This window comes from Geitlerinema sp. PCC 9228, assembly GCF_001870905.1.
In the GTDB taxonomy this organism is placed as follows: Bacteria; Cyanobacteriota; Cyanobacteriia; order Cyanobacteriales; family PCC-9228; genus PCC-9228.
In genome coordinates this window covers 1-26,199 of the sequence record NZ_LNDC01000110.1, presented here as the reverse complement: position 1 = coordinate 26,199, position 26,199 = coordinate 1, and the positions used below count along the sequence as shown (strand labels likewise).

24 protein-coding genes are annotated in these 26,199 nt (G+C 48.8%); 7 read left to right on the top strand and 17 right to left on the bottom strand.

What is annotated here, in order from left to right; genetic code table 11:
* Positions 1 to 560: 560 nt before the first annotated feature.
* The 3 genes from AS151_RS12200 to AS151_RS12190 form a co-directional block, all read right to left on the bottom strand.
* Entirely contained in the window at positions 561 to 1,265 is a 705-nt protein-coding gene (locus AS151_RS12200) for a hypothetical protein (RefSeq protein WP_071517339.1), read from the bottom strand.
* A 648-nt stretch (positions 1,266 to 1,913) separates the two neighbouring features.
* Positions 1,914 to 3,665, bottom strand: coding sequence for a mechanosensitive ion channel domain-containing protein (locus tag AS151_RS12195; RefSeq protein ID WP_211517583.1), 1,752 nt, complete (start codon positions 3,663 to 3,665; stop codon positions 1,914 to 1,916).
* 35 nt (positions 3,666 to 3,700) lie between these two features.
* Complete coding sequence (locus AS151_RS12190) at positions 3,701 to 4,993, bottom strand: FAD-dependent hydroxylase (protein ID WP_071517337.1); 1,293 nt, start codon at positions 4,991 to 4,993, stop codon at positions 3,701 to 3,703.
* Positions 4,994 to 5,215: 222 nt separating this feature from the next.
* Here AS151_RS12190 and AS151_RS12185 point away from each other — a divergent pair, with 222 nt between their 5' ends.
* Together AS151_RS12185 and AS151_RS23095 are read left to right on the top strand one after the other, a co-directional pair.
* Positions 5,216 to 7,756 carry a dynamin-like GTPase family protein gene (locus AS151_RS12185; protein ID WP_084639548.1) on the top strand — a complete coding sequence of 847 codons (2,541 nt, stop codon included), beginning with the start codon at positions 5,216 to 5,218 and terminating at the stop codon, positions 7,754 to 7,756.
* Positions 7,757 to 8,552: 796 nt separating this feature from the next.
* Positions 8,553 to 8,657 (top strand): KGK domain-containing protein, encoded by a 105-nt coding sequence (locus AS151_RS23095; protein WP_170861385.1) that lies wholly within the window; start codon positions 8,553 to 8,555, stop codon positions 8,655 to 8,657.
* Between the two features lie 125 nt (positions 8,658 to 8,782).
* Here AS151_RS23095 and AS151_RS12180 read toward each other — a convergent pair whose 3' ends face one another.
* The gene (locus AS151_RS12180) at positions 8,783 to 10,237 is read right to left on the bottom strand and encodes a hypothetical protein (protein WP_139240634.1); all 1,455 of its coding nucleotides are present in this window, start codon (positions 10,235 to 10,237) and stop codon (positions 8,783 to 8,785) included.
* 318 nt (positions 10,238 to 10,555) lie between these two features.
* Between AS151_RS12180 and AS151_RS12170 the strand changes: the two genes are divergently transcribed.
* From AS151_RS12170 to AS151_RS12160, 3 genes are all read left to right on the top strand, one after another.
* On the top strand, positions 10,556 to 10,801 hold the full coding sequence (locus AS151_RS12170; RefSeq protein ID WP_071517334.1) for an HNH endonuclease: 246 nt from the start codon (positions 10,556 to 10,558) through the stop codon (positions 10,799 to 10,801).
* A gap of 168 nt (positions 10,802 to 10,969) precedes the next feature.
* Positions 10,970 to 11,686 (top strand): ribonuclease III, encoded by a 717-nt coding sequence (gene rnc / locus AS151_RS12165; protein ID WP_071517333.1) that lies wholly within the window; start codon positions 10,970 to 10,972, stop codon positions 11,684 to 11,686.
* A 33-nt stretch (positions 11,687 to 11,719) separates the two neighbouring features.
* On the top strand, positions 11,720 to 12,685 hold the full coding sequence (locus tag AS151_RS12160) for a GDP-mannose 4,6-dehydratase (protein ID WP_071517332.1): 966 nt from the start codon (positions 11,720 to 11,722) through the stop codon (positions 12,683 to 12,685).
* On the opposite strand, the gene AS151_RS12155 is transcribed toward AS151_RS12160, so the two are convergent.
* The 7 genes from AS151_RS12155 to AS151_RS12125 form a co-directional block, all read right to left on the bottom strand.
* Positions 12,675 to 12,863, bottom strand: a complete 189-nt coding sequence (locus tag AS151_RS12155) for a hypothetical protein (protein ID WP_071517331.1) — start codon at positions 12,861 to 12,863, stop codon at positions 12,675 to 12,677. The genes AS151_RS12160 and AS151_RS12155 overlap by 11 nt on opposite strands.
* 218 nt (positions 12,864 to 13,081) lie before the next feature.
* The gene (locus AS151_RS12150; RefSeq protein ID WP_071517330.1) at positions 13,082 to 13,330 is read right to left on the bottom strand and encodes a hypothetical protein; all 249 of its coding nucleotides are present in this window, start codon (positions 13,328 to 13,330) and stop codon (positions 13,082 to 13,084) included.
* A gap of 147 nt (positions 13,331 to 13,477) precedes the next feature.
* Positions 13,478 to 13,744 carry a hypothetical protein gene (locus AS151_RS12145; protein ID WP_071517329.1) on the bottom strand — a complete coding sequence of 89 codons (267 nt, stop codon included), beginning with the start codon at positions 13,742 to 13,744 and terminating at the stop codon, positions 13,478 to 13,480.
* Positions 13,745 to 13,941: 197 nt separating this feature from the next.
* A complete protein-coding gene (murI, locus tag AS151_RS12140; protein WP_071517328.1) occupies positions 13,942 to 14,766 on the bottom strand; it encodes a glutamate racemase in 825 nt (274 codons plus the stop codon).
* Between the two features lie 111 nt (positions 14,767 to 14,877).
* Positions 14,878 to 16,812, bottom strand: coding sequence for an N-acetylmuramoyl-L-alanine amidase (locus AS151_RS12135; RefSeq protein ID WP_084639546.1), 1,935 nt, complete (start codon positions 16,810 to 16,812; stop codon positions 14,878 to 14,880).
* A gap of 198 nt (positions 16,813 to 17,010) precedes the next feature.
* On the bottom strand, positions 17,011 to 17,757 hold the full coding sequence (locus AS151_RS12130) for a hypothetical protein (RefSeq protein WP_071517326.1): 747 nt from the start codon (positions 17,755 to 17,757) through the stop codon (positions 17,011 to 17,013).
* Positions 17,729 to 18,073: a hypothetical protein gene (locus AS151_RS12125; RefSeq protein ID WP_071517325.1), complete on the bottom strand. Its 345-nt coding sequence runs from the start codon at positions 18,071 to 18,073 to the stop codon at positions 17,729 to 17,731. Before AS151_RS12125 ends, AS151_RS12130 begins: the two co-directional genes overlap by 29 nt.
* Before the next feature lie 168 nt (positions 18,074 to 18,241).
* Between AS151_RS12125 and glcD the strand changes: the two genes are divergently transcribed.
* Entirely contained in the window at positions 18,242 to 19,732 is a 1,491-nt protein-coding gene (gene glcD / locus AS151_RS12120; RefSeq protein WP_071517324.1) for a glycolate oxidase subunit GlcD, read from the top strand.
* 333 nt (positions 19,733 to 20,065) lie between these two features.
* On the opposite strand, the gene AS151_RS12115 is transcribed toward glcD, so the two are convergent.
* Positions 20,066 to 20,575, bottom strand: coding sequence for a hypothetical protein (locus AS151_RS12115; protein WP_084639545.1), 510 nt, complete (start codon positions 20,573 to 20,575; stop codon positions 20,066 to 20,068).
* Between the two features lie 179 nt (positions 20,576 to 20,754).
* Positions 20,755 to 21,561, bottom strand: a complete 807-nt coding sequence (locus AS151_RS12110; protein ID WP_071517323.1) for a TIGR00297 family protein — start codon at positions 21,559 to 21,561, stop codon at positions 20,755 to 20,757.
* Positions 21,562 to 21,649: 88 nt separating this feature from the next.
* Between AS151_RS12110 and AS151_RS12105 the strand changes: the two genes are divergently transcribed.
* Complete coding sequence (locus tag AS151_RS12105) at positions 21,650 to 22,078, top strand: VOC family protein (RefSeq protein WP_071517322.1); 429 nt, start codon at positions 21,650 to 21,652, stop codon at positions 22,076 to 22,078.
* A gap of 26 nt (positions 22,079 to 22,104) precedes the next feature.
* Here the strand turns inward: AS151_RS12105 and AS151_RS12100 are convergent, their stop codons facing one another.
* The 4 genes from AS151_RS12100 to AS151_RS12085 are packed head-to-tail and all read right to left on the bottom strand — an operon-like array spanning position 22,105 to position 26,107.
* A complete protein-coding gene (locus AS151_RS12100) occupies positions 22,105 to 22,749 on the bottom strand; it encodes a triacylglycerol lipase (protein ID WP_071517321.1) in 645 nt (214 codons plus the stop codon).
* 19 nt (positions 22,750 to 22,768) lie between these two features.
* On the bottom strand, positions 22,769 to 23,398 hold the full coding sequence (locus AS151_RS12095) for a triacylglycerol lipase (RefSeq protein ID WP_071517320.1): 630 nt from the start codon (positions 23,396 to 23,398) through the stop codon (positions 22,769 to 22,771).
* Positions 23,395 to 24,009: a ribonuclease HII gene (locus tag AS151_RS12090; RefSeq protein ID WP_071517319.1), complete on the bottom strand. Its 615-nt coding sequence runs from the start codon at positions 24,007 to 24,009 to the stop codon at positions 23,395 to 23,397. Before AS151_RS12090 ends, AS151_RS12095 begins: the two co-directional genes overlap by 4 nt.
* Positions 23,993 to 26,107 (bottom strand): sodium:proton antiporter, encoded by a 2,115-nt coding sequence (locus tag AS151_RS12085; RefSeq protein WP_071517318.1) that lies wholly within the window; start codon positions 26,105 to 26,107, stop codon positions 23,993 to 23,995. The genes AS151_RS12090 and AS151_RS12085 overlap by 17 nt, the downstream gene beginning before the upstream one ends.
* Positions 26,108 to 26,199: the final 92 nt, after the last annotated feature.

Sequence of the window (26,199 nt, the reverse complement as noted above, 5' to 3'; positions counted from 1 at the left end):
GATGGCCCCGTACTAGGATGCCTCTTAGCGCAGTTGATACGCCTACTGGCCACACCAACATTCTAACTGACGTGGGGCGCAAGCTCTAAAGTTGGCTGTATCCCCTGGCTAAAGCACCAGGGGGTTTCCCTTTCCCATACTGTTTCTATAAAAAACAGACCTGGCATCGTCAGAGCTTGGGGTTGTTGGTTTCCTCGGGCTGTTCTGGTCGGTGCTTTAACACCTACCTTGGAAATCCACAAAGAGAGGGAAACGGCAAAAACCTCTCACCAACCAAAGGCTCTGACTTACCAGATCTGTCTTTTCTTTAGAGTCAGAAGCAAGATAGCTACTTGAAAAAAGGCTAGCAGCTCCTCGCGTCCCTGACGCCGTTCTCCTTCGGGATTTGCGATGCACAAGCCAAACAGCAAAACGCTTGTTAGAGCTGTCTTTTTTTCAGTCTGGGGAGAGCTTTTGGCTATGGCTGCTCCCGTCCTTGACTTCTACTATTTTCATTGTGACTTTGACAGGCAGGTTTCCCTAGAGTTCTATAGATTCTCTTTAGATTTTCTACAAAAAACTTAAGACTCTTCTCTCAGAATTCCTTGGCGAATTTGCTGTTGGCGTTGGTTGAACGCTCGCTGTTCGGAGGATAGTTGGGCGTAGGTAATGGGCGATCGCATATCCCACTGTACCTGAGCAAAAAAGAGCAAGCTACCACCCATGACCGTGCCGGTGGTCAAAAACTGCCAGCCGCCTACTTGAGGTAACAAAACAATGCTTGCCAAATGTAGGATACCCGCAATCAAAAAAGCACGCGATCGCAAGCCCAATCCAGTTCCCAGATAGCCCAGAGCACTCAATCCCAGCCAGACGTGGCAAAGATGGAGCAATCCTTGCCCCCAGCCCTGGAAAATGCTGAAGTGGGTAAATCCCAGCCCCAAAACCATGAGGATTGCCCACCAGAGAATCACCCAAACAGCTCGTTCTACTTTAGCCCAAAACCAAGTGGTTGCCATCATGCCAGCGGTGGCAGCTATGGTGAGCAGCGACCAGAAAATGGCTTGGGCGTTCCAACTAATGGGGAAAAACTGAGCGGTGGTAAAAATAGCGGTGGTGGTGATTCCCCAGATGAGAAACGCTTGGTCCACGCGGGTATAAATTCCCGAAAACACATGCCAGTTGCCAATTTTGAAATCGATTTGCCAGCTACCTTGCAAATCCTGAACGTCGAGTGCTTCTTGCTTGCTGCGGATGACTGGTTCGAGGGGGTTGAAAAAACTCATGGGGCGTAAAGATGAGCAACTATACGGTTCTTAGGAAATCTTAACAAAAAGTAACAGAAAAAGTTTAAAAATTTCGTAAAAATACCTAATCCCACAGGGAGAAACCATAATTTTTTTGTAGGGGGGACTCCGGTGTGGTTGCCCGGATTACCGCATGAATCGGGAGCTTGAAAGCGATGACTTTTTCAAGCAGGGATGAAAAGCGAGAAGTACGTCCACCACAGGGCGGAAAAATCTTGTGGAGGGTCCCTGTTACCGGGGATGGACTAGTTCATAGCTAATCTATCTAGGCACACCCGATGAAGCGAGAATCTCACGAATAGAAGTCGTGAGAGTGTCAACATGGCTATGGTAGGGTAGGCACAGGGGCACTGCCCCTACGGTTTTCTGGTCTATATACATCGGATTCCGTATCATTGCTCCAATCAAATTTTCTGGGTTCCCCTGCCTGCAGCTCGATTTCATGCCATTTCCTTAAAAGGATGCAAGAAACAATCAGAGTTTTTTTTTCGTAATCCTTCGCAAAATAGTCTTATCAGGGAAACTAGAAAATTCTAGAAAATCATTGTTTTTTAGAAATCTTGTCAGAACCAAAAAACAGCCTTCGTTCGTACCAGAAAAACGCCCCATTTGGTCACAAACCACCCTTTATTTTCCATTTTCCCAGCGATCGCGATTTAAATTATCCAACAGGCGGACCAACGTCTCCTCCAACTGCGAGGAAAGCGTCACCGGCAAATTACCAGAACGCACGTGCAAATCCCGTTGGGGAAAAGGAATTTCAATATGGTTTTGGTTGAGCAACTCCTCAATGCGAAAATACAAATCGCTCTTGAGACGATACTGTAAAGTCGGTTCGCCACACCAAACCAACAGTTCAAAATCCAACGAACTATTGCCAAATCCCTTAAACAAAACCGTAGGTTCCGGATGCGACAAAACATTGGGGTGTTCCTTCGCCGCATCCAACAACACCTGGCGCACTGTCTTCGTATCGGAACCGTAAGCCACTCCCACAGGAACCCGATAGCGAGAAACCGGATTCTGGTAGCTCCAGTTGGTAACCTCCGTCTCCAAAAAGCGGGAGTTGGGCACAATAATCGAAATACGATCGATGGTCAGAATAGTGGTACTGCGGGCACCAATGCGTTCCACCGTACCAATATAATCCCCCACCGCCACAAAATCTCCGACTTGGATGGGGCGCTCAAACATTAACACCAAACCGCTGCCAAAGTTTTTGGCGATATCTTGCAAGCCAAAACCAATCCCCACCCCCAAGGCACTGGCTAAGATGGTAATGGAACTCAGATCCAATCCCCAAACCTGCAGCAAAATCACCGTACCCAGGAAAATTAACCCATATTTGGTGAGAATCGCCAGCAGTTCTTGCGCGCCGCGGTTGATGCCGGGAATAGCAAGAACCCGGTGGCGGAGAAATTCGGAAGCGCGACTGGCAAATACCACCAATCCCACTAGCAAGACCACCAAAATCAGCAAGTCAATGAGAGAATAGGAAGTCTGCCCCAAAGTGAGAATGGGAGCGGCAAAGGTGGCATTGAGGGTTTGTAACAAGCGGTAGGACCACTGGCGCGTCCAAGGGAATAAATTGGCTATGTAAAAAATAACGCTCACCCAAAGAATCAGCCGCGCGATCGCGAGGGAAATGTGCAGTAGGTGTTCCCAAATGGGGCTGAGTTCGCCGTTTTCGCTATTTTCTGTATTGGTCGTCGATTGGAGCAGCTGCCGCAGTTGATTTTCCCATAATTTTTTCAACAACCAACTCGCCGCGATCGCTGCTGCGAAAATCCCCGTAGCCAGCAATAGAGTGCGACGTAGAAACCCCCCAGAACGTTCCCGCTGTGACTGACGCAAAGCAAACCGAATCTCTTTTGTCCAAGCCCGCGCTTGTTCTTCAGGGGTTCTACCCACTTGCGCATCTCGTTCGGTGACCGTAAGCAAATAGCGGTCGTTCACCAGAATCGTAGGTAGCTGGTTGCGCTCCTCAATTTCCACCTGAAAAGAAGCCAGAGAAATGGCCACTTCCTCCAAGCGAGAAGTAATCAATTCCGCACGTTCTTCGGCGGTAAACTGACCGGAAGCAGTAACTCGGAAAATTTGCCTACCATCGAGAATCACTGGGGAGCTGGTTTCCTCATCTGGCTGGCTAGCAGCGCGATCGCGAACCAAATCCCAAAGGCCTTGACCCGTCTGGGCAATGGTTGTTTGGGGTACTGTCGTAGCGGCAGAAGCCGTAGCCGCCGAATTTTGGCTGTGAGGAAATACCAACACGCTAGCCACTGATAGCAACAAACCCAAGACAAAGGGCAACCAAAATGCCATCCATCGGCGACCAGCCAACCATTTTCGTTGCCACAAGCTATGTTTCGGAAAAGGCACAGGCATCCACCGCAAATCGTACGATTGCCATGATATCAAAAATGCAGCAATTCTCGTACCGATAGAGGTGGGCGTCCGCTCAGACCAGTCATCATCCGCAACGATAGGGATTTCAACGGCTGTAACTGGCGCATGGCTTCCAAGACCAAGCGACGTGTCGCCACCAACGGCAACCACTGATTGGAGAAAACACGGTTGAGCAAATCCGTCATTCCCAAGATTAACCAATTTTCTTGCTTGCGCCAGCGTTCGTAGCGCTGTAATACCGAAATATCGCCAATGTCTTCTCCGTTTTGGGCGGCGGTTTGCAAAACCTGAGCCAATGCAGCGGCATCGCGAATTCCCAAGTTTAACCCCTGACCGCCAACAGGATGACAGGCGTGGGCGGCGTTTCCTACCAATGCCAGCCGATGCCCGGCGTAGCGATCGCTGTGCATGAGCTGTACGGGAAATAGCATACGTTTTCCTTCTACTTGCAAGCGCCCCATATGGTTGCCAAACTGCAAGGCGATCTCTGCCAGAAACTGTTCGTCATTCAAACTAGCAATGCGCTGGGCTTCCTGATGGGGGGCTGTCCAAACAATCCGGCAGCGATCGCGAGCAACCGGTAAAATCGCAAAAGGACCGTTGCGGCGAAATCGTTCGTAGGCAATGTGGGGGTTGGGAAATTCCGGCTTGATAGTGGCTACCACGCAGGATTGCCAGTATTTCCAGCCGTGGGTGGGAATATTGGCGGCGCGACGCAGGGGTGACTGGCTGCCATCGGCGGCTACCAACAAACGCGCGTTGATGGTATAGCGGCTTCCCTCGGCAGCAACCGCAACTTCTACGCGATCGGAGTGGTAAGTTGCTTGTTCGACAGCAGCGGGGCACAACCAAGTGACATTATCGGCTTGGTTGAGGGAATTTTGTAAAGCTTCTATAAGTACGCGATGTTCCGCAACATATCCTAAGCGATCGCCAGCTTCCATACCAATATCTTCGGGATAGAAAGAAACAAAACGAGGATAGTCGCCATCGGATAAGCGAATTTCTCGAAACGTATTGATTCGCGGCAAAATCTCCTGCCAAACCCCCAAACTTTGCCAAATTTTCCCCGAAAGCAGGGTAATGGCATAAGCTTGACCATTTGCTGCCGTAGCAGATTGCGGTTTGGGTTCGATGATGGCAATCTTCCATCCCAAATTTTTTAACCCGCAAGCAACGGTCAATCCCACAATCGAACCACCACCAATGACAATATCGTAGTCTAGCCGGCGAGACGTGGTTTGGCTGGTGGCTGTTTGCGGATGGGAAGCAGTGGTTGTCGGTTGTGACGGCAATACCATAGCAGTAAAAAAATTTTCTTATCGAGACGCTTTAGAGAATTGACATTTCTTCTATTGTTGCCCGATCGCCAGTGGGAAGCAACCGAACCTTTCCTGCCAGGATCTGCCCCCAGCCAATCCCCACTGAAAAACAATATTCAAACAATCGATAAATTCCTGAGATCTGAAGCGAGCATCTGGGCACATTAGCAGTGGATGAGTTGGTTGTATGAAAAAACCTCTATGTCTACCATGCCAGAATCCTGTCAGAACCTGGAAAGTCAGGTCAATTCCCTGTTTGAGTTACTGGAAAACGAACCGAAACCCTGGAAAAACCTAGATATCGAAGCTGCCAAACGCAGTCGCGACAAAGCAGTTTCCCCAGAATTTAAAATTGTCTTTTCTGGTTCTTTTAGCGCCGGCAAATCGATGCTTATCAACGCTTTGCTGGGTCGGGAACTGCTGTATAGCGCCGAAGGTCACGCCACGGGAACCGAATGCTATATTGCCAATGCCTCGCCAGACGAAGAAAGGGTGGAACTAACCTTTCTTAGTCAAAAAGAAGTTGGCGAACAGGTAGAAGCTTTGTGCCATCGTCTGAATATTTCTGCTGCGGGAGTTTCGCAAATTGACAATTCCGAAATTTGCCAAGTTTTAAAACAGAAAGCCCAGCAAATCGAAGACCAAGAAGGAGGAAAAAGCAAATCCGAACGCGCCAAACAAGCAGATGCTTTGCGGTTGCTCTTGGAAGGGTTTGAAAAGAATTACCAACACATCCATGCTACCCAAAACAATTGCTACTCCATGCAGCAATTTAATTTTGCCAACTTGCAAGAGGCGGCATCCTATGCCAAGCGGGGTAGCAATAGTGCGGTTTTGAAGCGCATTAAATATTTTTGCCACCATCCTTTATTAGAAGATGGTAATGTGATTATCGATACGCCGGGAATTGATGCGCCGGTTAAAAGCGATCGCGACTTGACCTATAAAAAAATCAAAGCCGCGGATACCTCAGCAGTGATTTGCGTTTTGAAAGCTGCTTCTGAAGGGGATATGACCAGCGAAGAAACCGAATTGTTGGAAAATATTCGGGAAAATCCTGGTATTCGCGATCGCGTTTTTTATGTTTTCAACCGCATTGACGAAACCTGGTACAACACACAACTACGCCAGCGCCTGCAGCAGTTAATTTCCGAACAATTTGACGATACTTCTCGGGTCTATCAAACCAGTGCTTTGTTGGGATTTTGGGGAACGCAAATTTTAGAGAAAGTTCGCCAAAAAGGAGATAGCGATCGCTTTGGTTTGGATTCCATCTTTGCCGAAACCGTTAACGGCAACGGCGAAATCAAAGAAGATACGCCCCAATTTGTTTATGCCTTCAACAATTATTGCAGCAATTCCGGCAAACTTCCCCGACATTTTGAGATTTCCGTTCGCAGCTACGAATCTCCCAACGAAAACTACGTACGGATTTTACAAGAATGGGGGGCACCACTTTTAGATCAATTAATTGCCGATAGTGGTATTAAAGATTTCAAACAGGAAATCCAACGCTATTTGCGCGAAGAAAAACGACCACAACTATTCCGAGATTTGGCAGATGACCTGCGACCTTTGTGTGTGGCTTTGCGCAATTGGTTTTTAGAAACCTACCGAGATTTAGAAAGCCAGCCGAAGGAAGTTGAAGGCATCAAATCCAAACGTCTGGAAGGCTTGAACGAACAGCTACAAGATTTGGGAAATGAACTTCAACAGCATTTCCATCAAGAAGTTAACAACGTGACTGCCAATCAATCCCGGGAATTTGAGGAAGATTTCCGCCAGTTAAAGATTAAAATGGTGGGCAAGTTAGACGAACTTTTACAAAGTTTCTCGGTGGAAAATGCTTGCCGGCGCGCGCAAGATAACAATACTCGCCATTCGACAGTGCCTTTGCTAGCGGTTTTGGTGGAAGCTTTTTACTACCTAGCGGATGCGTTGGAAGAGGTTTTGGCAACAGAATCGCAGCGCATTGTGGAAAACTTTTTCCAGCGTTTGTCAGAGGGGGTTTACCATCAAGATTATTATCGGGAATTGTACTATCTGATGAATGGTGATGCTGGTGTGGGTATGTCGCTGAAGCAGTTAGAAGAGCGGGTAAAAAACAATATTCGCAGCGATGCTTCCAAAGAGTGCGATCGCTACGTGAGGGAAAGTCCACGTTTTTATGACGAGGGTACTTTTTCTCTCTATCAATTTCGTCAAGTTTTGCAGGAAACTTCCCAATCTTACGACTGCGAAATTTTGAAAAAAGAAGAACCCGGTATTCGCCAGTTGTTGAAGCTAGATTTTGAACCGAAGGTAAAGCAAACTATCCAAAAGAACTTTCGGCAAATTATCGTCCAGAATCTGAAACGGGATGTTTTGGAACTGGCAGATAAGTTGAATACTTCTATTATACAGCAGTACAATATTGCCCGCCAAAATTTAGAACAAACTTTAGAGGAAGAGGCGCGGGAACAGTTACAACGAAATGAAAACCGGCAGGCGGAACTCTTGACCGCAGTGCAAACTTATAATGCAGCTATCGCTGGTATCAATGAATGTTTGCAAGGATTTGGTTTGGAACGCGATCGCTTGCCGAATCTAGATTGGAATCGAGATTTCTATGTGGAAGAATTTCCAGAAGAATTTGTGGATATAAAAGGAGAACTGCAAGATTCGGAATATGACGATGGAACGGAAAACAATGGCAAGAATACTGCTAAAGACGATTCCATTGATGTAGAAATTTTTGAATAGATGGTTTACCATAGAGGGGATATTGCTTTCGGTTTATCCCCTTTTTCCCTGAAAATCAGTCGTACAGAATCCGATGTATAGCATTTTCACTTGGCGTTTATAGGATACAATTAATACCATTTCCTTAATAATATGCAAGAGATAATAGAGGCATTTTTGTAGGGGCGCAACGCGTGAGTAGTAGGGGCGCAACGCGTGAGCGCCCCTACCAGGGCAATTGAGAAATTCCAGACAATCGTTGTTTTTCAGAAATGGTATAATTAGTATGGATGGTTCGCGAACTGCCCCTACAGGGGTTCCAAATGTCTAGACATATTCCGTTTATATTTGAGGTGAAATTGCTATATATAGACTACAAAATCTTGGGGTAGTGCGCCTGTTTCTGCTCCGACAAAAGGAACCTCCAGCAGCAGGTTTCCCCTACGGAAAATTGCAAGTTTTGGATCGAAAGGAGAGCCATATATGAGCCATAACTGTCGTTGAAGAACATACATTTAAAATTAGCGATTTTCGCAAATCTGTACAAAGAGACTTACGGGAACGTTTGATTCAATATATTTTCAGAAAAAGAAATCCCAATCCAGTAAAGTACCAGTTTGCAATGCCAGACATACGCTCTACGTATGCTAAAGAACTAAAAATGGATTACGGTCGATTATTTTTTCATTGGCAGTCTTCTGAAACTGGAATTCCCTGTAAGCTTCTATAAATTGGCAGCAGCGGATGGCAACCAGGAAAATTTAGAACTCAAGCTGATGTCGAAATATTTCCTGAAGAGGAAAATAACTCGGATAACTTGATTAACATCGAAGTTACGGTGGAATTTTCTCCCGATGTTCCCGAAGATTTTGCGGATGAATCCTCTCTGGATGACATTCGACGTATGGAAAAAGCCAATTAAACAAATAATGCAGTATTTTTCCAATGCATTGCCAGTAGGGGCACCATCAAAGCCCCTACAAACCTTGCCAAACTTGAAACAAAACGATCTTTATATGGGATTTGAAATGAGCCATATGGGCAATTCTATCGAGAAAAATTCCGCAAGCGCCATTTATTAAGCTGGGATTCGCCGACACTGGCAAGGGTTTGTAATTTCGCCACTTGCTGTCGTAAATCTTCCACTTGAGCAGCTTTTTCCTCAAACTGCTTTTGCAAAGCTTGGATTTTTTGCAGGTATTGTTCCACTTGGCGGTTTTGCTGTTGCAACTGACTTGCTCTCGCCGATAGCTGTGCGGATTGTTCCTGCAATTTGTGTTGGAAAGTATCTAGTTTTTCCTGTTGTTGCTGGCGTTGCTTCTCTAAGTCACTTATTTGCTGGTTTTTCCAATTGAGTTCTGCTTGTAAAGAATCCCGCGTGGCGATCGCTTCTGAGGCTTGATGCTGTTGTTGTTGCAACTGCTGTTCTAATCCTCGAACCTGTTCGGTTTTTTCCTGAAATCGTTTTTGTAAAGCCACGTAGTCTTGCTGCTGTTGTTGGCTTTGTTCCTCCAACTGAAAAACTTGCTGGGATTGTTCTTGAAACTGTGCTTGCAAGGAATTGTAGCTTTCCGCCTGTTGGGTAGCTTGCTGCTGTTGTTCTTGCAGTTGCCTTTCTAATTGAGTAACCCGTTCGCTTTGTTCGCTAAACTGCTGCTGCAAAGAGCAATAATTATTTTCTTGTTCTTCTAGTTGCTGCTGTTTTTGCTGCAGTTGGTTTTCCAGATCGACAATCTGTTGCTGTTGTTGTTGATGCTGCTGCTGTAAAGACTGATATTCCTGCTGCTTTTGGGAAGTTTGTTGCTTGTATTTTTGTACTTGTTCTTCTAGCTGGGAAATTTGGGTCGATTTTTCCTGGAGTTGCTGCTGCCAGCTGCGATCGCTTTCTGCTTGCTTTTCCAGTTGTTGTTCCAGATCGGTAATTTTTTGCTGCTGTTTTTGGTATTCCGCCTGCAAGGATTGATATCGTTCCTGTTGTTGGGCAATTTGTTGCTTGTATTGCTCTTGCTGCTCTTCTAACTGGGCTTGCGATCGCGATTTTTCTTCGAGCTGCTCTTGCAATGCCTGGTAGTTGGCATCCCGATTGGTTGCTTCTTGCTGCTGTTGCTGCAACTGTTTTTCTAACTCTGCCACCCGTTGAGACTGGGTTTCCAAATCGGCTTTGATGGCATCGAAGGCAGCCTGGGAAACCCCTTCGCCGGCATCAGCACGAATGGCTTCTCCATTCTCGGTCGATGGAGACGCAGCAGCGGTTTCCGGTTGGGGGGATTCTGGTGTAGAATCTCCTAGAGCCAGGGTATGGGTCGCCTGGGAACTAGCAATTGCTACCGACCCAGTCGCAATTTTCTCAATCAACTCCGACTTAGATAAACCGGCTTGCGTCGCCAATTGATTCAAGGAATTCACTCCCTCTGGCGTTAGAGAAATTCCCAAACGCGATTTGGAAGTAGATGAAGAAGTGGATGAAGAAGTTCGGGTCGATTTCCTTTTTTTTCTTGACATAAAGACTTCTCTCCCAACAAGATATAAAATTTAGTATATGGCAACTTAGGCCACGGTTAAAGCAAGTTTTAAATTTCATTAAGTTTGGTGGTTTGGGGAAAACCACTGCAATTCTTTCGGAAATTTGTGGTATATTCGCCTTTAATTTTCCCGCTAGCGTAGCGAAAAAGTTTTCCCTATTGTTTTTTTCTCCCCAGAAGAGAAAAATTATCCAATCCTACGGGGAAAAACAACCAATTGGTGGAATCAGGCATAGCCATCCCATTATCCCACCTTCGTCGTTGCCAGTGCAAGCCAATTGAATCGCTCTCCTTGCCTATGTCGCGAACTCGCCGCATCTCCATTCCCAAGCAAGTGCGTCAGTATGTTTTTCAACGCGATCGCTACCAGTGCCAAAGCTGCGGCAAAACCGCCACCAAGTGCCAACTAACAGTAGACCACATTATTCCCCTAGTGCGGGGAGGCAAAAACGACATCAGCAACTTGCAAACCCTTTGCCGTCGCTGTAACCAACGCAAAAAAAACCATCTCGACCCGCGTTTCCAAAGACATTTTGATTTATGAGTTTGGATAGAATCCGGTATAATCAAGATGCTGCGTTTCTTGCCACCCCAAGATTTCCAAACGCCAAAACAGTTTCCAAGTCAGCCCCCCCGGCTGAAGCACAGGGGGTTCATGCCTCCAGCTTCAGGTAGCTGACCAGCCTAAGTCTTAACTAACTACGTTTTTCAGGTGACAGAATTACCAACCTTTCAAAACCCATCGCTGCTGCAACGAGCGTTAACCCACCGCTCTTACGCCAATGAATATCCCCAAGAGTGCGAAGACAACGAACGATTGGAATTTTTAGGAGATGCGGTCTTAGCTTTTTTGGTAGGGGATTGGTTGTACCGACAAGCGCCCCATCTCAGCGAAGGCGACCTCACGCGGCTGCGATCGCTTTTGGTGGATGCACCGCAACTTGCCAACTTTGCCAGCCAACTGCACCTCGGCGATCGCATGTTGTTGGGTAAAGGGGCAATTCAAGACGGCGGGCGAGAAAATATTTCCCTCCTCAGCAGTACCTTTGAAGCGGTGGTGGGAGCTTACTATCTCGACAGTGGCATTGAAGCCGTCAAAAAATTCATCGAACCAATTTTTGCCCCTGTTGCCACCCAGCTAATCAAGCAACAAACACAAAAACCCACCGTTTCCTTTCAAAACTTCAGCGACTCCAACTATAAAGGGCGGTTCCAGCAGTGGGCGCTCGCCAACTGGGGAGAAAATCCCAAATATCACATTATCCAGGAAAGGGGACCGGACCATAATAAAGAGTTTACCACGCAAGTGTGCGTTGCTGGGAAGCCCTTCGGTTTGGGTCAGGGAAACAGCAAAAAACAAGCGGAAAAAGCAGCCGCCCAAGATGCTTTAGCCAAATTAGGCTTGGCGCAATCCCCCGACATCGGTTAAAACCGTTTCAGATCGAGCTGCGGTGATTGATCCATGAAAAAAGCTTTAATTTGCGGAATTTCCGGTCAAGATGGGGCCTATCTGGCGAAATTGCTCCTGGAAAAAGGCTACGAGGTTTGCGGTACTTCCCGGGATGCCCAAATGTCTTCTTTTGCCAATCTAACCTACCTAGGCATTCGCGATCGCGTCAAACTCGAATCCATGTCGCCCACCGACTTTCGCAGTGTCTTGCAAGTGTTGGTCAAAACCCAACCAGATGAAGTCTACAATCTCGCCGGGCAAAGTTCTGTGGGATTGTCTTTCGACCAACCGGTGGAAACCCTCGCCAGCATTGCTACGGGAACGTTAAATATGCTGGAAGCCATTCGATTTACCGAAGCAGATATTAAATTTTACAACGCCGGCTCCAGCGAATGCTTTGGCGACACGGGTGGGCAACCTGCCGACGAAACCACGCCCTTTCGCCCCCGCAGCCCCTATGCCGTCGCTAAATCCACAGCTATTTGGGAAGTCGCCAACTATCGAGAAGCCTATGGCTTGTTTGCCTGTTCGGGTATCTTATTCAACCACGAATCGCCCCTGCGCCCCAAACGATTCGTAACCCAGAAAATTGTGGAAGCCGCTTGTCGAATTGCCAACGGCAGTGAAGAAAAATTGCATTTGGGAAATATTTCAGTTAGGCGGGACTGGGGATGGGCACCCGAATACGTGGAAGCCATGCACGCCATGTTACAGCAGGAAACGGCGGATGATTTTGTGATTGCTACCGGAGAGAGCTATTCTTTAGAAGAGTTTGTGATAGAAGCATTTAAGACAGTAGGATTACATTGGCAGGACCACGTGCATATTGATGCTAGCCTTTACCGACCCACAGACATTGCCCTGGGGAAAGGAAATCCTAGCAAAGCCAAAGCCAAGCTGGGATGGGAAGCAAAATATAAAATGCCTGATGTGGTTCGTGGCATGGTAGAAGCGAAACGAGAAGAATTTAAACGTTAGATTTAGAAGTTTTTGTGGCTACGCACATCAGAGACAAAGCCGCTGCTGGCGCGTCTGGGTGAATGCCCGATCGACGCTGTCCGATGCGGTATTTTTGCTTGGAACGACCGTAATGCCCCTGAAAGACTTCTTCCCCAATGGTATGGTTGTGGGGATAGATGTTGGTGGTGAATCCCATGGGATCGAGAATGCGATGTTGACACTCTCACGACTAGAATTCGTGAGATTTTTGCTTCATCGGGTGTGTCTAGATAGATTAGCTATGAACTAGTCCATCCCCGGTAACAGGGACCCTCCACGAGTATTTTTCCGCCCCATTATGAACGTACTTTGATACAAGTGTAGCACATTTTTGACGGCCGCTAAAGCCGCACGGGTCGCTTTTCATACCTGCTTTCAAAAGTCAGGGCTTTCAAGCTCCTGATTCATGCGGTAAAAGTCCGCACTCATGCCGTTGCCGGGGCGGTGGTGTGCTTCCGTTGCCAGTGCCCACACTTGCTCGCGATCGCCTCCGTGACCGCCGCGTTGGAGAAGGCGATATAAAGGCAAGCGCAAGTTCCACAGCCAGCGTCCGATGCCGCGAAAATGCCAAGCCGAACGCTGGGGGTCGTGGTCGGCAATCAGCTTACCGCCTAGTTTAAACAAACGAGCGGCTTCTTTGATAGTTTTTTTTAAATCATCTTAGTGATGCAAAAAGTATTTATAGCGACAATATCGGCAAATTCTGGGCATCATAAAGTAAGGAAATTTTCCCACTTTCCGAGCCATTTGCGAACCACCAACTGTGGCAAATCATTTGCCAGGACCGCATCCTACATCGACAACGATCTTACCATCCCAATTGCCAACTGCCGCACACCAGCGCAAGTGAAACGCTTCATCCCGGTGGCGAGCAGCAAAATATGCAGATGCCCAGTCCGGGTGTCCGAAATCATAGCTGTTGCCCGCGATCGCTTCGCTCAGGGGTTGAATGGGCATGCTAGGGATATCTTCATGCCAGTAGATTGGTGCATCCGCCTTGAGGTAAGAATTTAGCGGGGATGTGGTGGTTGCTATCATAAGTTCCAAAAGGTCAAACGGAGGGATTCTACAGGTAGATGCTCCCAATCTCGTTTTTCCGCGATGGCCTGGTCAACAGTTACTGGGAAAAACGTTTTCTCAGTCAGAATCCATTGGAGTAACTGTAGCCAATTTAGCGAATCAGCCTGCGGTTGAGTGTAACCAATCTGGCATTTTTTGTTCCTTTTTATTGATTTTTATTCTAGAAGAATTGAAGAATTTTCCAAAGAAGGAAGTTGAATCCATTCTACCTCCGGTTGGTATCCCAGCCAAGGGGTAGCCGTGCGGGCAAATTGCTGGGGGCAACCGCTGACAGTAAAGCGATCGCCCATTTGGCGTTGGAAGCTGCGCAACCCCAACAAATCCAACTCCTTAGCCCCAGCAGCCACCACATGCACCGCCGGATCGATAATGCGAACCTGCGGCGGTAAAATCTTTTGCAATACCGGTTCTAAATAGGGATAGTGGGTGCAGCCATAAATGAGCGTATCGATGCGGCACTCGCTCACCAAAGGCTGGAGATATTTGTCCACCACCCGTACGGTAGCCGGTTCGTGGATGCGTTGGGCCTCAATGAGCGGTACAAATTCCGGACATCCCACTTCCCATACTTGGACCTGGGGATTGGTTTCTAAAATGGCATTGCGGTAGGCATGGCTGGCAGCGGTAGCAGGAGTCGCGATTGCAGCGATCCGCCGACCTTGACGAACTGCCGCCCTTGCCCCCGGCAAAATCAACCCCAAAATGGGTACGTCAAACTCCGACTGCACCACCTCCAGCGCCAGTGCCGAACTGGTATTGCAAGCCATCATCACCATTTTCACCTGGGGAACCATCCAACTGAGAATTTCCCGCACGTACTGCAAAATTTGCTCGCGGGACTTGGTTCCATAAGGCAGGCGGGCCGTATCGCCAAAATAAAGAACGGACTCGTTGGGCAATTGCTGGCGCAACGCTTTCAGAACGGTTAGTCCCCCCACACCACTATCAAAAATCCCGATGCGTCCTTTTGGATTGGTCATGTCGTATTAAGCAAGCTTTTGGGCATTGGGTCGTTGAAACAAGCGAACGAGCCGGCGACGAAGAAACGGACTTATTTGCAGACGCATACTTCAGTCCCTGTCGCTCTTTTGTCAGTTGTGCTGGCGTACGTATTGCAGGATGCCCCGGGCGATCGCTTCTGCCAAGCGCGTGCGGTAAGCAGAACTAGCCAAACGCGGTGCGTCCTCCCGACCAGTTACAAATCCCACCTCCAATAGCACTGCCGGCATAGACGTATGGCGCAAAACGTAAAATCTCGCCCGCCGTACGCCGCGGTCATTGGCACCAGTTGCCTGTAAAAGCGATCGGTGTACTGTCTGAGCCAAACGCAATCCCGTGGAGTAATAGTACGTTTCGATACCGTTTACCTCCGGGCGGCTCATGCTAATGGCATTAGCATGGATGCTTACAAACAAGTCAGCATTGACCCGTTCCGCCATCTGTACCCGTGGTGCCAAATCGATTTCCCGGTCGTCATATCGCGATAGAACCGCTTGTACGCCATTTTGTTCCAAGATTTCGGCTACTTGCTTGCCAATATCCAAAACTATGCCCTTTTCTTGGAGGTTGTTGATGCCCACAGCCCCCGGATCGCGCCCTCCATGTCCAGGATCGATGACAATAACTTGGCGTTCTTGATGGGGAGAACCATTCCAGGAGGGGGAAGGGTTTCTGGGTGCCGGTACAGGAACAGAGGTACTGCGGCGGGGAACTGTGGCTCTGGTGGAGCGACCCCCATCGAGGGCAAATCCCAATGCCAGCAAGCGGCGGCTGGGTTGGTTGACCCCAGTAATTTGGACACCAGCGGCTGGTTGTACCAATACCACCACCGTTTCCGGTCCTTGCTGTTCTGCCCGTGCCCATAAAATTGCCGGATTGTCCTTGCCAGAGATTTCCATGGGTTCGCCGTTGGCCAGGCGCGCTGATTTGAGTTCGATGCGATAGGCAAACGTACCGTTGCGGTCCCAATCGGCACTGTAGCTAAGGGGATTGTCTCCGCGAATCAGCAATTGGGAGCTGCTGCTGGCAAATTCAATGTTGCGGATGGTGCTAATGCGGTTGGGAGCACGATTGCTGTCTCGTTCCTCCCGGTTTCCTTGTAAAATGCTGGGATTGGGATTGGTGGCATCTCTGGTGGAACCGATCGAAGAAGACCGGGCTTGGGGCAACAGGATAATGCCTCCCAAACCGCTCACTGTGGCCCGCCAACTGCGATCGCTTTCCGTTCCCAGGAGGGTAACGCGAACTGTTGCTGGCCGATTCGATAGTTGGGTTAGCTGTACTTGTTCGATGCCGTGGCGGCTGACTGCAATAGCGCGATCGCTGATAGATTCCGCTAGCCGAACCCCTTTGATATCAAAGGTCACACCGCGATCGCTGGTCCGCTGGCGCACAATCTCGGGACGTTTTTCTCCCTCAAAAGCAAGAAAAAAGCCATCTCCAGTGGCTCGAAAGCTTTGGATTTGGCTGAGTTGATTTTCATTTTCCGGGTTCGACGCACGGTTGCTGCGCCCCCGATTGGCAAACTCTCGCAAAATGGGAGGCTTGGCGTTGGTCTGAGTGGAGCGCAATTGTACGTCCTCCGAATTCCCCCCCATGGTGGCCAATGGGTAGGGATCGGGAATTTCGACCATCCACTCGCTAGGACTGCGACCGTGAAATTTCACCTGGCGGGGATTGATGGTATATCCCGGTGCCAGTTCCACCACAATCCGCGCCATATCCGGCTGAAACTGACCGATGCGAATTTCCCGAATAGCACCGTTTAGGGGTTTGACCACCTGAGAACGTCCCAGCTTGGTACCCGGTAGGTCGATGGTCAAACGAATCGGATCGGCAATCAGCTTCGCCTTCGGCTGGACGCCACCGTTGGTTGTCGTAAAATGCAGTTGGTTGCTGTCGCTGTCAAATCGCCAAGACTCTAATTGAGCCGCTTGGGTAGGACCTGAGAGAATTGCCACTCCCAGCAACGTTGATAGTAGCCAGCGAATATTCACGGGCAGCTTCTCCTTTGTAAAATCGCTCATGAACTCGATCGCTCCCAATGCCAAGAACCAGAAAGAAGAATCAAAAACAAAAACTATAACTCCAAGCCAAATTTACGCTTTTCAGGTTATGCCCTGTCAAGCAACATGCCCCCCAAAACGGCAACCCCTAGTTAAAAATTTGTTTATAGGTAATCATAGGCAAAAAAGTGCTTTCTGTCTCCACCAATTTCACTACCATCAGCTTTCGTTGTTGTTGTTTGGTGTACCAGAAGGAGCATTGGTTTCGGGGGTAGGACTTGGCCTCGGACTTGGGGAGGGACTTGGGGAGGGACTTGCTTGCGGTTCTCCTGGTTCGGTGTCATCGTTGATTCCTGCTTTCGATTCCGAGGTGGTAGGGGAGGTATCCGGAAATTCCGATTCCCCAACCAGATTTTCCAAAGCTCGAATCATATACGCGATCGCTTCTTGCCGCTGGTCCAGCCGGTTTTTCACTTGGTTCACTTCCGATTGCAGAGCTTGCACTTGCTCGCTATTGGCTGCAATGGCTTGTTGCTGTTCCGATGATGGTTGCTGGGAAAGGCGTTCCAACTGAGCTTGCAAATCCTCCACTTGCTGGTTGGTTTGGTCCATCTCGGTTTGCAACTGGGCGAACTCCCCCTGGGATAGATTGTTTTCGATTTGCTCCTGCAGTTGTGCTTTTTCCTGTTGCCAGGCTTGCCACAACCAGACACCACCGGCGGCAGCTGCCGATAAAACCACCAATAGCAAAAGGGTTAAATTGTTAACCCTCCGTCGCAACCGCCCCATCTCTTTTTGGTAATTTTCCCGTTCGGATAGCGTATCGAGCTTTAGATCGAGCAGTTCTCGTCCCAGATTTTCCGTCTCCTGACGATATTCTTGTTCGCTACGGGAATCCGTTTCGCCAGAGGAAACGGGAACGAGATCGCCGCTGTTGTCATACACTGGTTCTTCTTCTTGAGACACGGTTTTCTCCTCGCTCGTTTGACAATTGGTCGGCAAAGCTACTTGAGCGCGATCGCACTTCCCAAAAATGGCTCTGAGTAGCTTCTGGCTGCGATCGCAACTGTTGCAACTGGCTGTAAACAATCCACAAAAAGGCACCACCTCCCCCTAGCAAAATAAAAACAACGAGCAAAGCCACCAGCAAGCGACGCTGGGCTGCTTTCAGCTCTCGGACATCCTGTTGCAGCTTCTCTAGCAGCTTCATAGCTCGCAGATCCGACCACACGCTGCTATAGCGAGACTCGCGAGATTCTTTACCAGTATGTTCGTCGGTCATATATTCGACCCCAACCTGAATGATTGTTATTGTCCCGGTGGAACCAGATGCCGTCAAGATCTCAGGCAACTCCCACACCAAATCCCCTTGCTAACCAACCCCCGCAACCAGCTACAAATACATACAATAGGGGAAAAGCGTTTTCAGATTTCCATTCAAGGATGCCTCATGTTACAACGGCTCAAAAATTTAAGAAAAACCGATCGTCAAAAAAAGCAATGGCAACCCATTGTCAAAGAATTCGCCGCCGCCATCGGCAAAAAAAACGTAATCCAACGTAAAGAAGAACTCCTTACCTACGAATGCGATGGCTTGAGCAGCTACCGCCAGCGACCCGCCATCGTTGTCTTGCCTCGAACCACCGAACAAGTAGCCGCCGCCGTCCAAATTTGCGCCCGCCACGACTTGCCCTGGGTCGCCAGAGGATCGGGAACCGGACTATCTGCAGGGGCCTTGCCCGTGGAAGACGGCGTTCTCATCGTCACTTCCATGATGCGCAAAGTTTTGCAAGTAGACCTGGAAAATCAACGGGTGGTGGTGCAACCAGGGGTCATTAACAACTGGGTTACCCAAGCCGTAAGCGATGCCGGCTTTTACTATGCCCCCGATCCCTCCAGCCAAATCATTTGTTCCATCGGTGGCAACATTGCCGAAAACTCCGGCGGCGTTCACTGTCTCAAATACGGCGTTACCACCAACCACGTTCTTGCTATGAAAGTGGTCCTTCCCGATGGCTCGATTGCCGATATTGGCGGTGAAGTGCCGGAAATGCCAGGTTACGACCTTGCCGGTCTTTTTGTGGGTTCGGAAGGTACTTTGGGGATTGCCACCGAAATTACCCTCCGCATTCTCAAAACCCCAGAAGCCGTTTCGGTCTTGCTGGCTGACTTTACCAGTATTGAAGATGCGGGCAATGCCGTCGCCGAAATCACCCGTGCTGGCATTATTCCCGCCGGTATGGAAATGATGGATAACCTGAGCATCAATGCGGTGGAAGATGTTGTAGCGATGGAATGCTATCCCCGGGATGCCAGAGCGATTTTGTTGGTGGAGTTAGATGGTTTGCAGGTAGAGGTAGACAGCAACCAACAGCGAGTTGCCGATATTTGCACCCAAAACGGTGCCCGCAGCATTACCAAAGCCACCGACCCCCAAAAACGCGCCAAACTGTGGAAAGGTCGCAAAGCTGCCTTTGCCGCCGCCGGTCACCTGGCACCGGATTATTACGTGCAAGATGGCGTCATTCCCCGTACGCAGCTCGCTTCGGTTTTAAAAGAAATTGAAGAACTCAGTGCTCGCTCTGGCTATCAAATTGCCAATGTGTTCCACGCCGGCGATGGCAATTTACATCCTTTGGTTCTGTACGACAATTCTAAAGAAGGTGCGTTAGAAGAAGTGGAAGAAGTAGCGGGTGAAATTTTAAAAATCTGTCTGCGCGTGGGTGGCAGCTTATCCGGCGAACACGGCATCGGCGAAGATAAAAAATGCTATATGAGCGATATGTTTTCCGAAGCCGATTTGGCTACCATGCAGTGGGTTCGCCAAGTATTCAACCCTCGCGGTCAAGCCAATCCTGGTAAGTTATTTCCCACACCTCGCACTTGTGGCGAAGCAGCGAATGCGAAAATGCGAGATTTTCCCGGTGTGGATTTGTATTAATTCCCTAGGGAAAGGGGGCATGGGGGCGTCGGAGCGTCGGGGCGTCGGGGCGTCGGGGCGTCGGAGCGTCGGGGCATGGGGGCGTCGGAGCGTCGGAGCGTCGGGGCATGGGGGCGTCGGAGAAAACAACAAATTATATCTCCCAGGCTCCCAAGCTCCCAAGCTCCCAGGCTCCCAAGCTCCCAGGCTCCCAAGCTCCCAGGCTCCCAAGCTCCCAGGCTCCCACGCTCCCAAGCTCCCAGGCTCCCAGGCTCCCAAGCTCCCAGGCTCCCACGCTCCCACGCTCGGTACGCTCCCACGCTCCCACGCTCCGCCGCTCTGTTCCTCAAACAACTAGTCAATGTACCCCATCAACGTCATGGGGTCGTCGATTTGATTGGAAGCAACCGGCCGATTGCCGAAAATAGCGTAGGATTCGTGAATTTGTAAGGAACTCGCTACGATGGGGCGTGTACCGGATAGGTTCATGGTGCCCACAATTTCCAATTCGGACGAAACAATGGGATGGTCGGCACCGCCAGAACGGAAAGTTTCAGTAATGTGCATGTGCCGGGGGGCAATGGGACGATTTCCCGGTAATGGATGGGTTTGAGCCAGTTGCCCCTCTTGAGATTCGTTTTGAACGGCTAAAGAAGCTTCTTTTTCTTTATTGCTGTCTTTATTGGTATTTTTATTGGTTTTGGTAGAGTTATCGGAAGATTTGTTGTCGGCTGCCATAGTTTCTGATTTTTCGTTCGTACGTTGGTTGGATGTGTCGTTACTTGCTTCTTTGGTGTCTTTGGTGTCTTTGGTTTCTTTAGTTTCTTTGGTTTCTTGTTTGCGGGTGCTGCTATTGGTTGCCATGTAAAATCCTCGCTTCGCTTATAAGTAATTTTTCCAGGTGTCAGCAGTCGCAGAAATAGAAAATGTTTTCGTTGTGACAATTTTATCTCTACGACACCATTTTAATGTATATCTCCTCCAAAGCCTACCATGCTTGGAGGTGCTTCCATCGAAACGATGCGATCGCATTTTTGGTTTGCCTACCAAGGGACAGTTTGCCATGCCAGAGCTAGCAATATGGCCGCGATCGCTCCGATGGTAGTATTGATAACATTAACCAGTTCGTTCGTGAGCCAGGGAATATTTTCTTGCCAAATCGCACCGATAACACTTTCTAAATTGGTGGCGATCGAAGCAGCCAGCAGACACAATCCCACACCCAGCAAACTCACCAACGACAGTCCCCACGCTAAAATAGCGATCGCGGCAGAAGCCACAATCCCAGCCATGGTTCCTTCCAGACTTACGGCCCCTTCCGTGCCTTTCGGTACTGGCTGTAAGGTAGTAATTAAAAACGTACGCTTGCCGTACACTTTGCCAAACTCGCTGGCACAGGTATCCGACAGTTTGGTGCTGAAACTGGCTACGTATCCCAGCAGCAATAACTCAGACAGCCACTGCCAGCTATCTGCAGCCGGCAGCACCTCCACCATCCCAATCCCCACCGCACAAATAGCAGCGGTGAGAGCCGCTCCCCAGACGTTTTCCGGACCCCTGGCACCGGAACGCTTCTCGGCAATGCCGGCGGCTTCTTTTTGTTTCATTCCCACGCGGGTAACGGCGGACCCCACGAGAAAATAAAAGAGTACCACGGCATATCCCTGCCATTGCAAGCATCCCCAAATAACCACCCCCAACACCCAAGCATGGGCCAATCCAGCCGGTGTGAGCAATTTTTTGGGCAACGCGATCGCGACCAATAGCAAAATTGTATTCAAGCCTACGCCAACCCACCACGGATTTAAGCTAGAAAGTATATCCCAGAAGGCAGAAACGCTCGAAACCATACCAAACCCCTTTCAATTCCCAGCTTCCAATTGGTTATTTAAATGCCAGCATATCATTGACGACCTATTTGCAAAGGAGCATTTTCCCATGGCAGAAGCAATCTTTCATTTGGCATTCCCCGTCGGCAACATTCCAGATACCAAGGCGTTTTACGTGGAAGGGTTGGGATGCCAGCTCGGTCGCGAAGCCCCGCAATCGGTTATTTTAAACTTATACGGGCATCAAATTGTCGCCCACGTTACCTCGCAACCGGAACCGCCGCAAAAAGGGATTTATCCCCGTCATTTCGGTTTGGTCTTTACGGAGGAGGCAGATTGGGAAGCCTTGGTGGCAAGGGCAAAAGAACAGAATTTACATTTCTATATCGAACCCAAACGGCGTTTTCCTGAAACCGCGATCGAACACCGCACGTTTTTCCTGCAAGACCCCTTTGGCAATTTATTAGAATTTAAATACTATGTGCATCCAGAAGCCATTTTTGGCGATCGCGAATTGGCTCAAGTAGGGGAACAATAGGACCAATTCGCGAATTGCCCCTACTCTTAGACCTCTACAGGCACCGACAAAGCCTCAGCCACTGCTGCCATACTCCGGGGATGTCTGACCATAAACCCGTGTGCCACCACGGGTACTTTGAATTCTCGACCTACAGGCATCCGGGAACTGCTCGCTGGTACGATAATAAAATCCCAAGGGGTCCAAATCGAGCTAAATTGCAAGTTCCCCAACACATCCATATCTCGATTTAAATCCTGCAAAAAATCGCTGTTAGGACGCATTTGCCTGTACGTCGTAAAATTCAGCAAAGAAGCCATATTGGTGCCGTGATGGGGCGCAGAAATGGTGACAAAACGCCGTACTCGCTGGATACCTCCCAATCGCTGTACGTAATATCTGGTCACCAAACCTCCCATGCTCAATCCCACCAAATCGATGGGTTGTTGGGGAGAAAACTGCTGCCGAATGTAGTTTTCCACTTGCTGTGCCAGAAATTCCAAACGTGCCGTTCCCAAGTTAGGAGACAAATCGCAGGTATAAACGGACCATCCCCGTCGTTGCAAATAAGCAGATAGGTGGGCAAAAACCCCCGACTGCCGCCAAATTCCATGTACCAGCAAGACGGGATGGCGTTGGTTTTGGGAATTTTTCTCCTGAGTGGGTTGCCAAAAAGGTTCTCGTTTTCTCATAAACTGGTTTTCGTCAGGTTCAACAAATTTCCGTTTGCAAATGGGGGGAGCGAGGTTGTACTTGCAATGCCGAGGCAACAGCTTGTAGGCTACGGCGATCGCGAATCATCCACGGATGTAAAGGTACCGGGATTTGCACCTCCTCTCCCAAAGGCATTTGCGAACTGTTCGCGGGGATAATGGTTAAATCCAACGGTGTCCAAATGGAAGTAAATTGAATCGCCTTCAACATATCCATTCGCTGGTTTAAAGCTTGTAAAAATTCGCTATTGGGTCGCATTTGCGCCGCTCCTTGGTTCTGGCGCAAGTAAGCTAGCCACGTTCCTTGATGGGGCGAGGAAATGGTCACCAGCCGCTGTACGCGATGGATGCCGCCCAAATATTGAATGTAGTAACGGGAAACAATTCCTCCCATACTAAAACCTACGATATCAATAGGTTGGTCTTGGGGAAAATGGGTTTTGATATAACTGGATACTTGTTGGGCTAAGCGTTCTAAACCTGCATCGCCGTTGTTGGGAGTTAAACTGGGACTGTAAGTAGACCATCCCTGTGCTTGTAAGTAAGCGGACATGGTTTGGAAAACGGCGGCAGTATCGTCTATGCCGTGAACTAACAAAACGGGATTGCGATCGTGTTTGGAACTCATATGGATTGGCTGTTGTACTGAAGTTTGATTTCGGAACAAGGGCGAAACGATCGCCGATGTTGCTGGGAAACGCCGTAGGTCTTTAAGGCGGTTCGATGTTTGCTGCTGCCGTAGCCTTTGTTGCTGGCTAGGTCGTATTCTGGGTATTGCTGGGCAAGTCGCACGATTAGGTCATCCCGCCATACTTTAGCAACAATACTAGCACTGGCGATCGCGAGGACTTGGCTATCTCCCCGAACCACGGTTCGCTGGGGATAGGGGAGATTCGGGATGGATTGGCGGCCATCAATTTCGCATAAATCGGGTGGTACGGATAATTTTAGAATAGCGCGTTTCATGGCCAGTAAGGAGGCTTGTAAAATATTGAGGCGATCGATTTCTGCAACCGAAGCAATGCCCACAGAACAGGCGATCGCGTTTTGACGAATGCACTCTGCCAGGATGCGGCGTTTTTTGGGAGCAATTTTTTTGCTGTCTTGCACCCCAGCTTCCAGCAACAAGCTACGAACGGTGGGAGAAAGAATCACAGCAGCGGCTACCACGGGTCCAAACAGACATCCCCGACCCACTTCATCAACACCGGCAATGTTTTGGTTATAGCGATCGTGCATGCAGGATATTTTCTTCAAGTTTTTGTTTCAACTGACTGGCAACCTTGGTATTAATAATGCCATCTTCTAGCAACTGCTGGATGGATTCTTGTTCGCCTAAATAAGCACAGCGTTGCAGCAATTTTGCTTGCAGTTGAACGGCTACTTGCGAGGAACCTTGGTTCGTGGCTGCCAATCTTTCCCTAGCTGCCTCGCTACTTTTTTGGAAAAAATCAACACATTCGTTGGCGGCAGCGTTAACAAATCCGGTTTCTTGAGGGAGACTTTGGATTTTGGTAGCTACTTGCTTGCCTACATAAGCGATCGCAAGATTGTATTCGTAGCGAATAGCATCGGCACGCTTTTGCTTGGGAACTTGGGAACTGAACTTAGCTTGGGGCGTATGGGTTAGCCAATGCCAAAATTTTTCCCATCTGGTTTCTAGCAAACTTGGGGTGGGAGCTGGTGGTGGAAATTGGCCGCCTTGGACGGATTCTTGTTTTAAATAAGAGGCGAGGTTTAATTTTTCTAGGGTCAGTTCCGCGAGCAATCCTTCGTCGTACAAATGGCGGTAACCTTGCCGTTCGATCGCCAAAGCTTGCAGCCAAAGAACTTGGCGAATGGTTCGACTGGGCTCACCACCAGCTCCATCGGAGTCGATATCGGCTTGGGACCATAAATTGGCTAGGTGGTTTTCGGCTTGTTCCAATTCTTGCTGGTATTGTTGCTGGTAGTGTTGCCAAATATCTGGAGATAGATAGGGATCGATTTGTTGCAGGAAATGAATTTGTTGGATGGCTTCTTTTTTGGACAAAACGGCAGCTTGTGCTTTTTCAATACTATTTAAAAGGGAGGGTCGGTTGATTTTTAAGGCATAAATAAGTTGTTTGATGGTGGTTCCAGAAACCAATAAAGTAAACATAGCCACCCCTAAAGTCAGCATTAAAATTAACTTACGGTGGGGAAAGTCAGGAGCCAAACTTAACGCCAACGCCAAGCCGACAGCACCGCGAATGCCTCCCCAATAGGCGATCGCTTGATACCGCCAATTGACCCGATTGCGACGACGCAGCCAATTGGTCAGCGGTAGCAAACCAAATACAGCCACGCCTCGGGCTAGTAAAACCGCCGCGATCGCCACCAGCAACACCACCACCATCCCTCCTTCACCAAGGCCAGCCCACATCTGGAAACGATTTGCTTGCAAAAAGCTGGCAGTAGTCATGCCCACCAATAAAAAAATCAAGCTATTAGCTAAAAAAGAAATATATTCCCAAAATTCATGCAAAAACTGACGATTTTCCGGACTCAATCGCACGGATATTTGCCAGGCAACCACCATACCCGCCACTAAAACAGCAATAACACCAGAAACCTGTAACTGGTGTTCCCCAATAATAAAAGCACCGTAAGCCACCAACCCAGAAACCGTGCTTAAAACAAAGATATTTTCCCGAGCTTTATCAATAAAATATCCCATCAACATACCCAAAATGGCTCCTACCACCACACCACCGAAAAACGCAAACAAAAATTCCACCGCACCATTCGCCAGAGTCACCGCCGAAAAATTCCCAGAAAGGCTCACAGAAAGCAAAACCTGGAACGTCGCGATCGCCGCCGCATCGTTAAACAGGCTTTCCCCTTCTACCAAAACCATCAGCCGTTTGGGAACGCCCAATTCTTTAAACAAGGCAATAACCGCCACTGGGTCCGTAGCCGAAATCAAACCGCCGAACAAAAAAGCCTGTGCCAGCGATAGAGGCGTTAGCGACCCGACGATAATTCCCACAATGGCAGTGGAAAGTAACAAACCCGGGACGGCTAAAACCAAAATCGGGGTAACATTGCGTAGCAAAAGCTGGCAATCCAGATTCAACGCCGACTCGAACACCAATGGCGGTAGGAAAATAAATAAAATCAGTTCGTGGGATAAATGAAGATGTTCCAGGGGAGTTAAAGCCGGTACGTTTTCCGACAGCCATCCCAAAACCAATCCCACCACCACCAAACCAATCGTATAGGGAAAATGCAGGCGTTTGAAAGCGATCGCGCTGATACTTGCCACCAACAACAGCAGCAGTACCGCAATAGACCGAGCAATCAACGGGTCGTGCATGGCAGGGAACTGCTACTTCCTAATAGGTGATTTACTGGACAATAATTGACTTTTATTGACTTGATAGTCGTAGCCATCTTTCTTAAAGATTG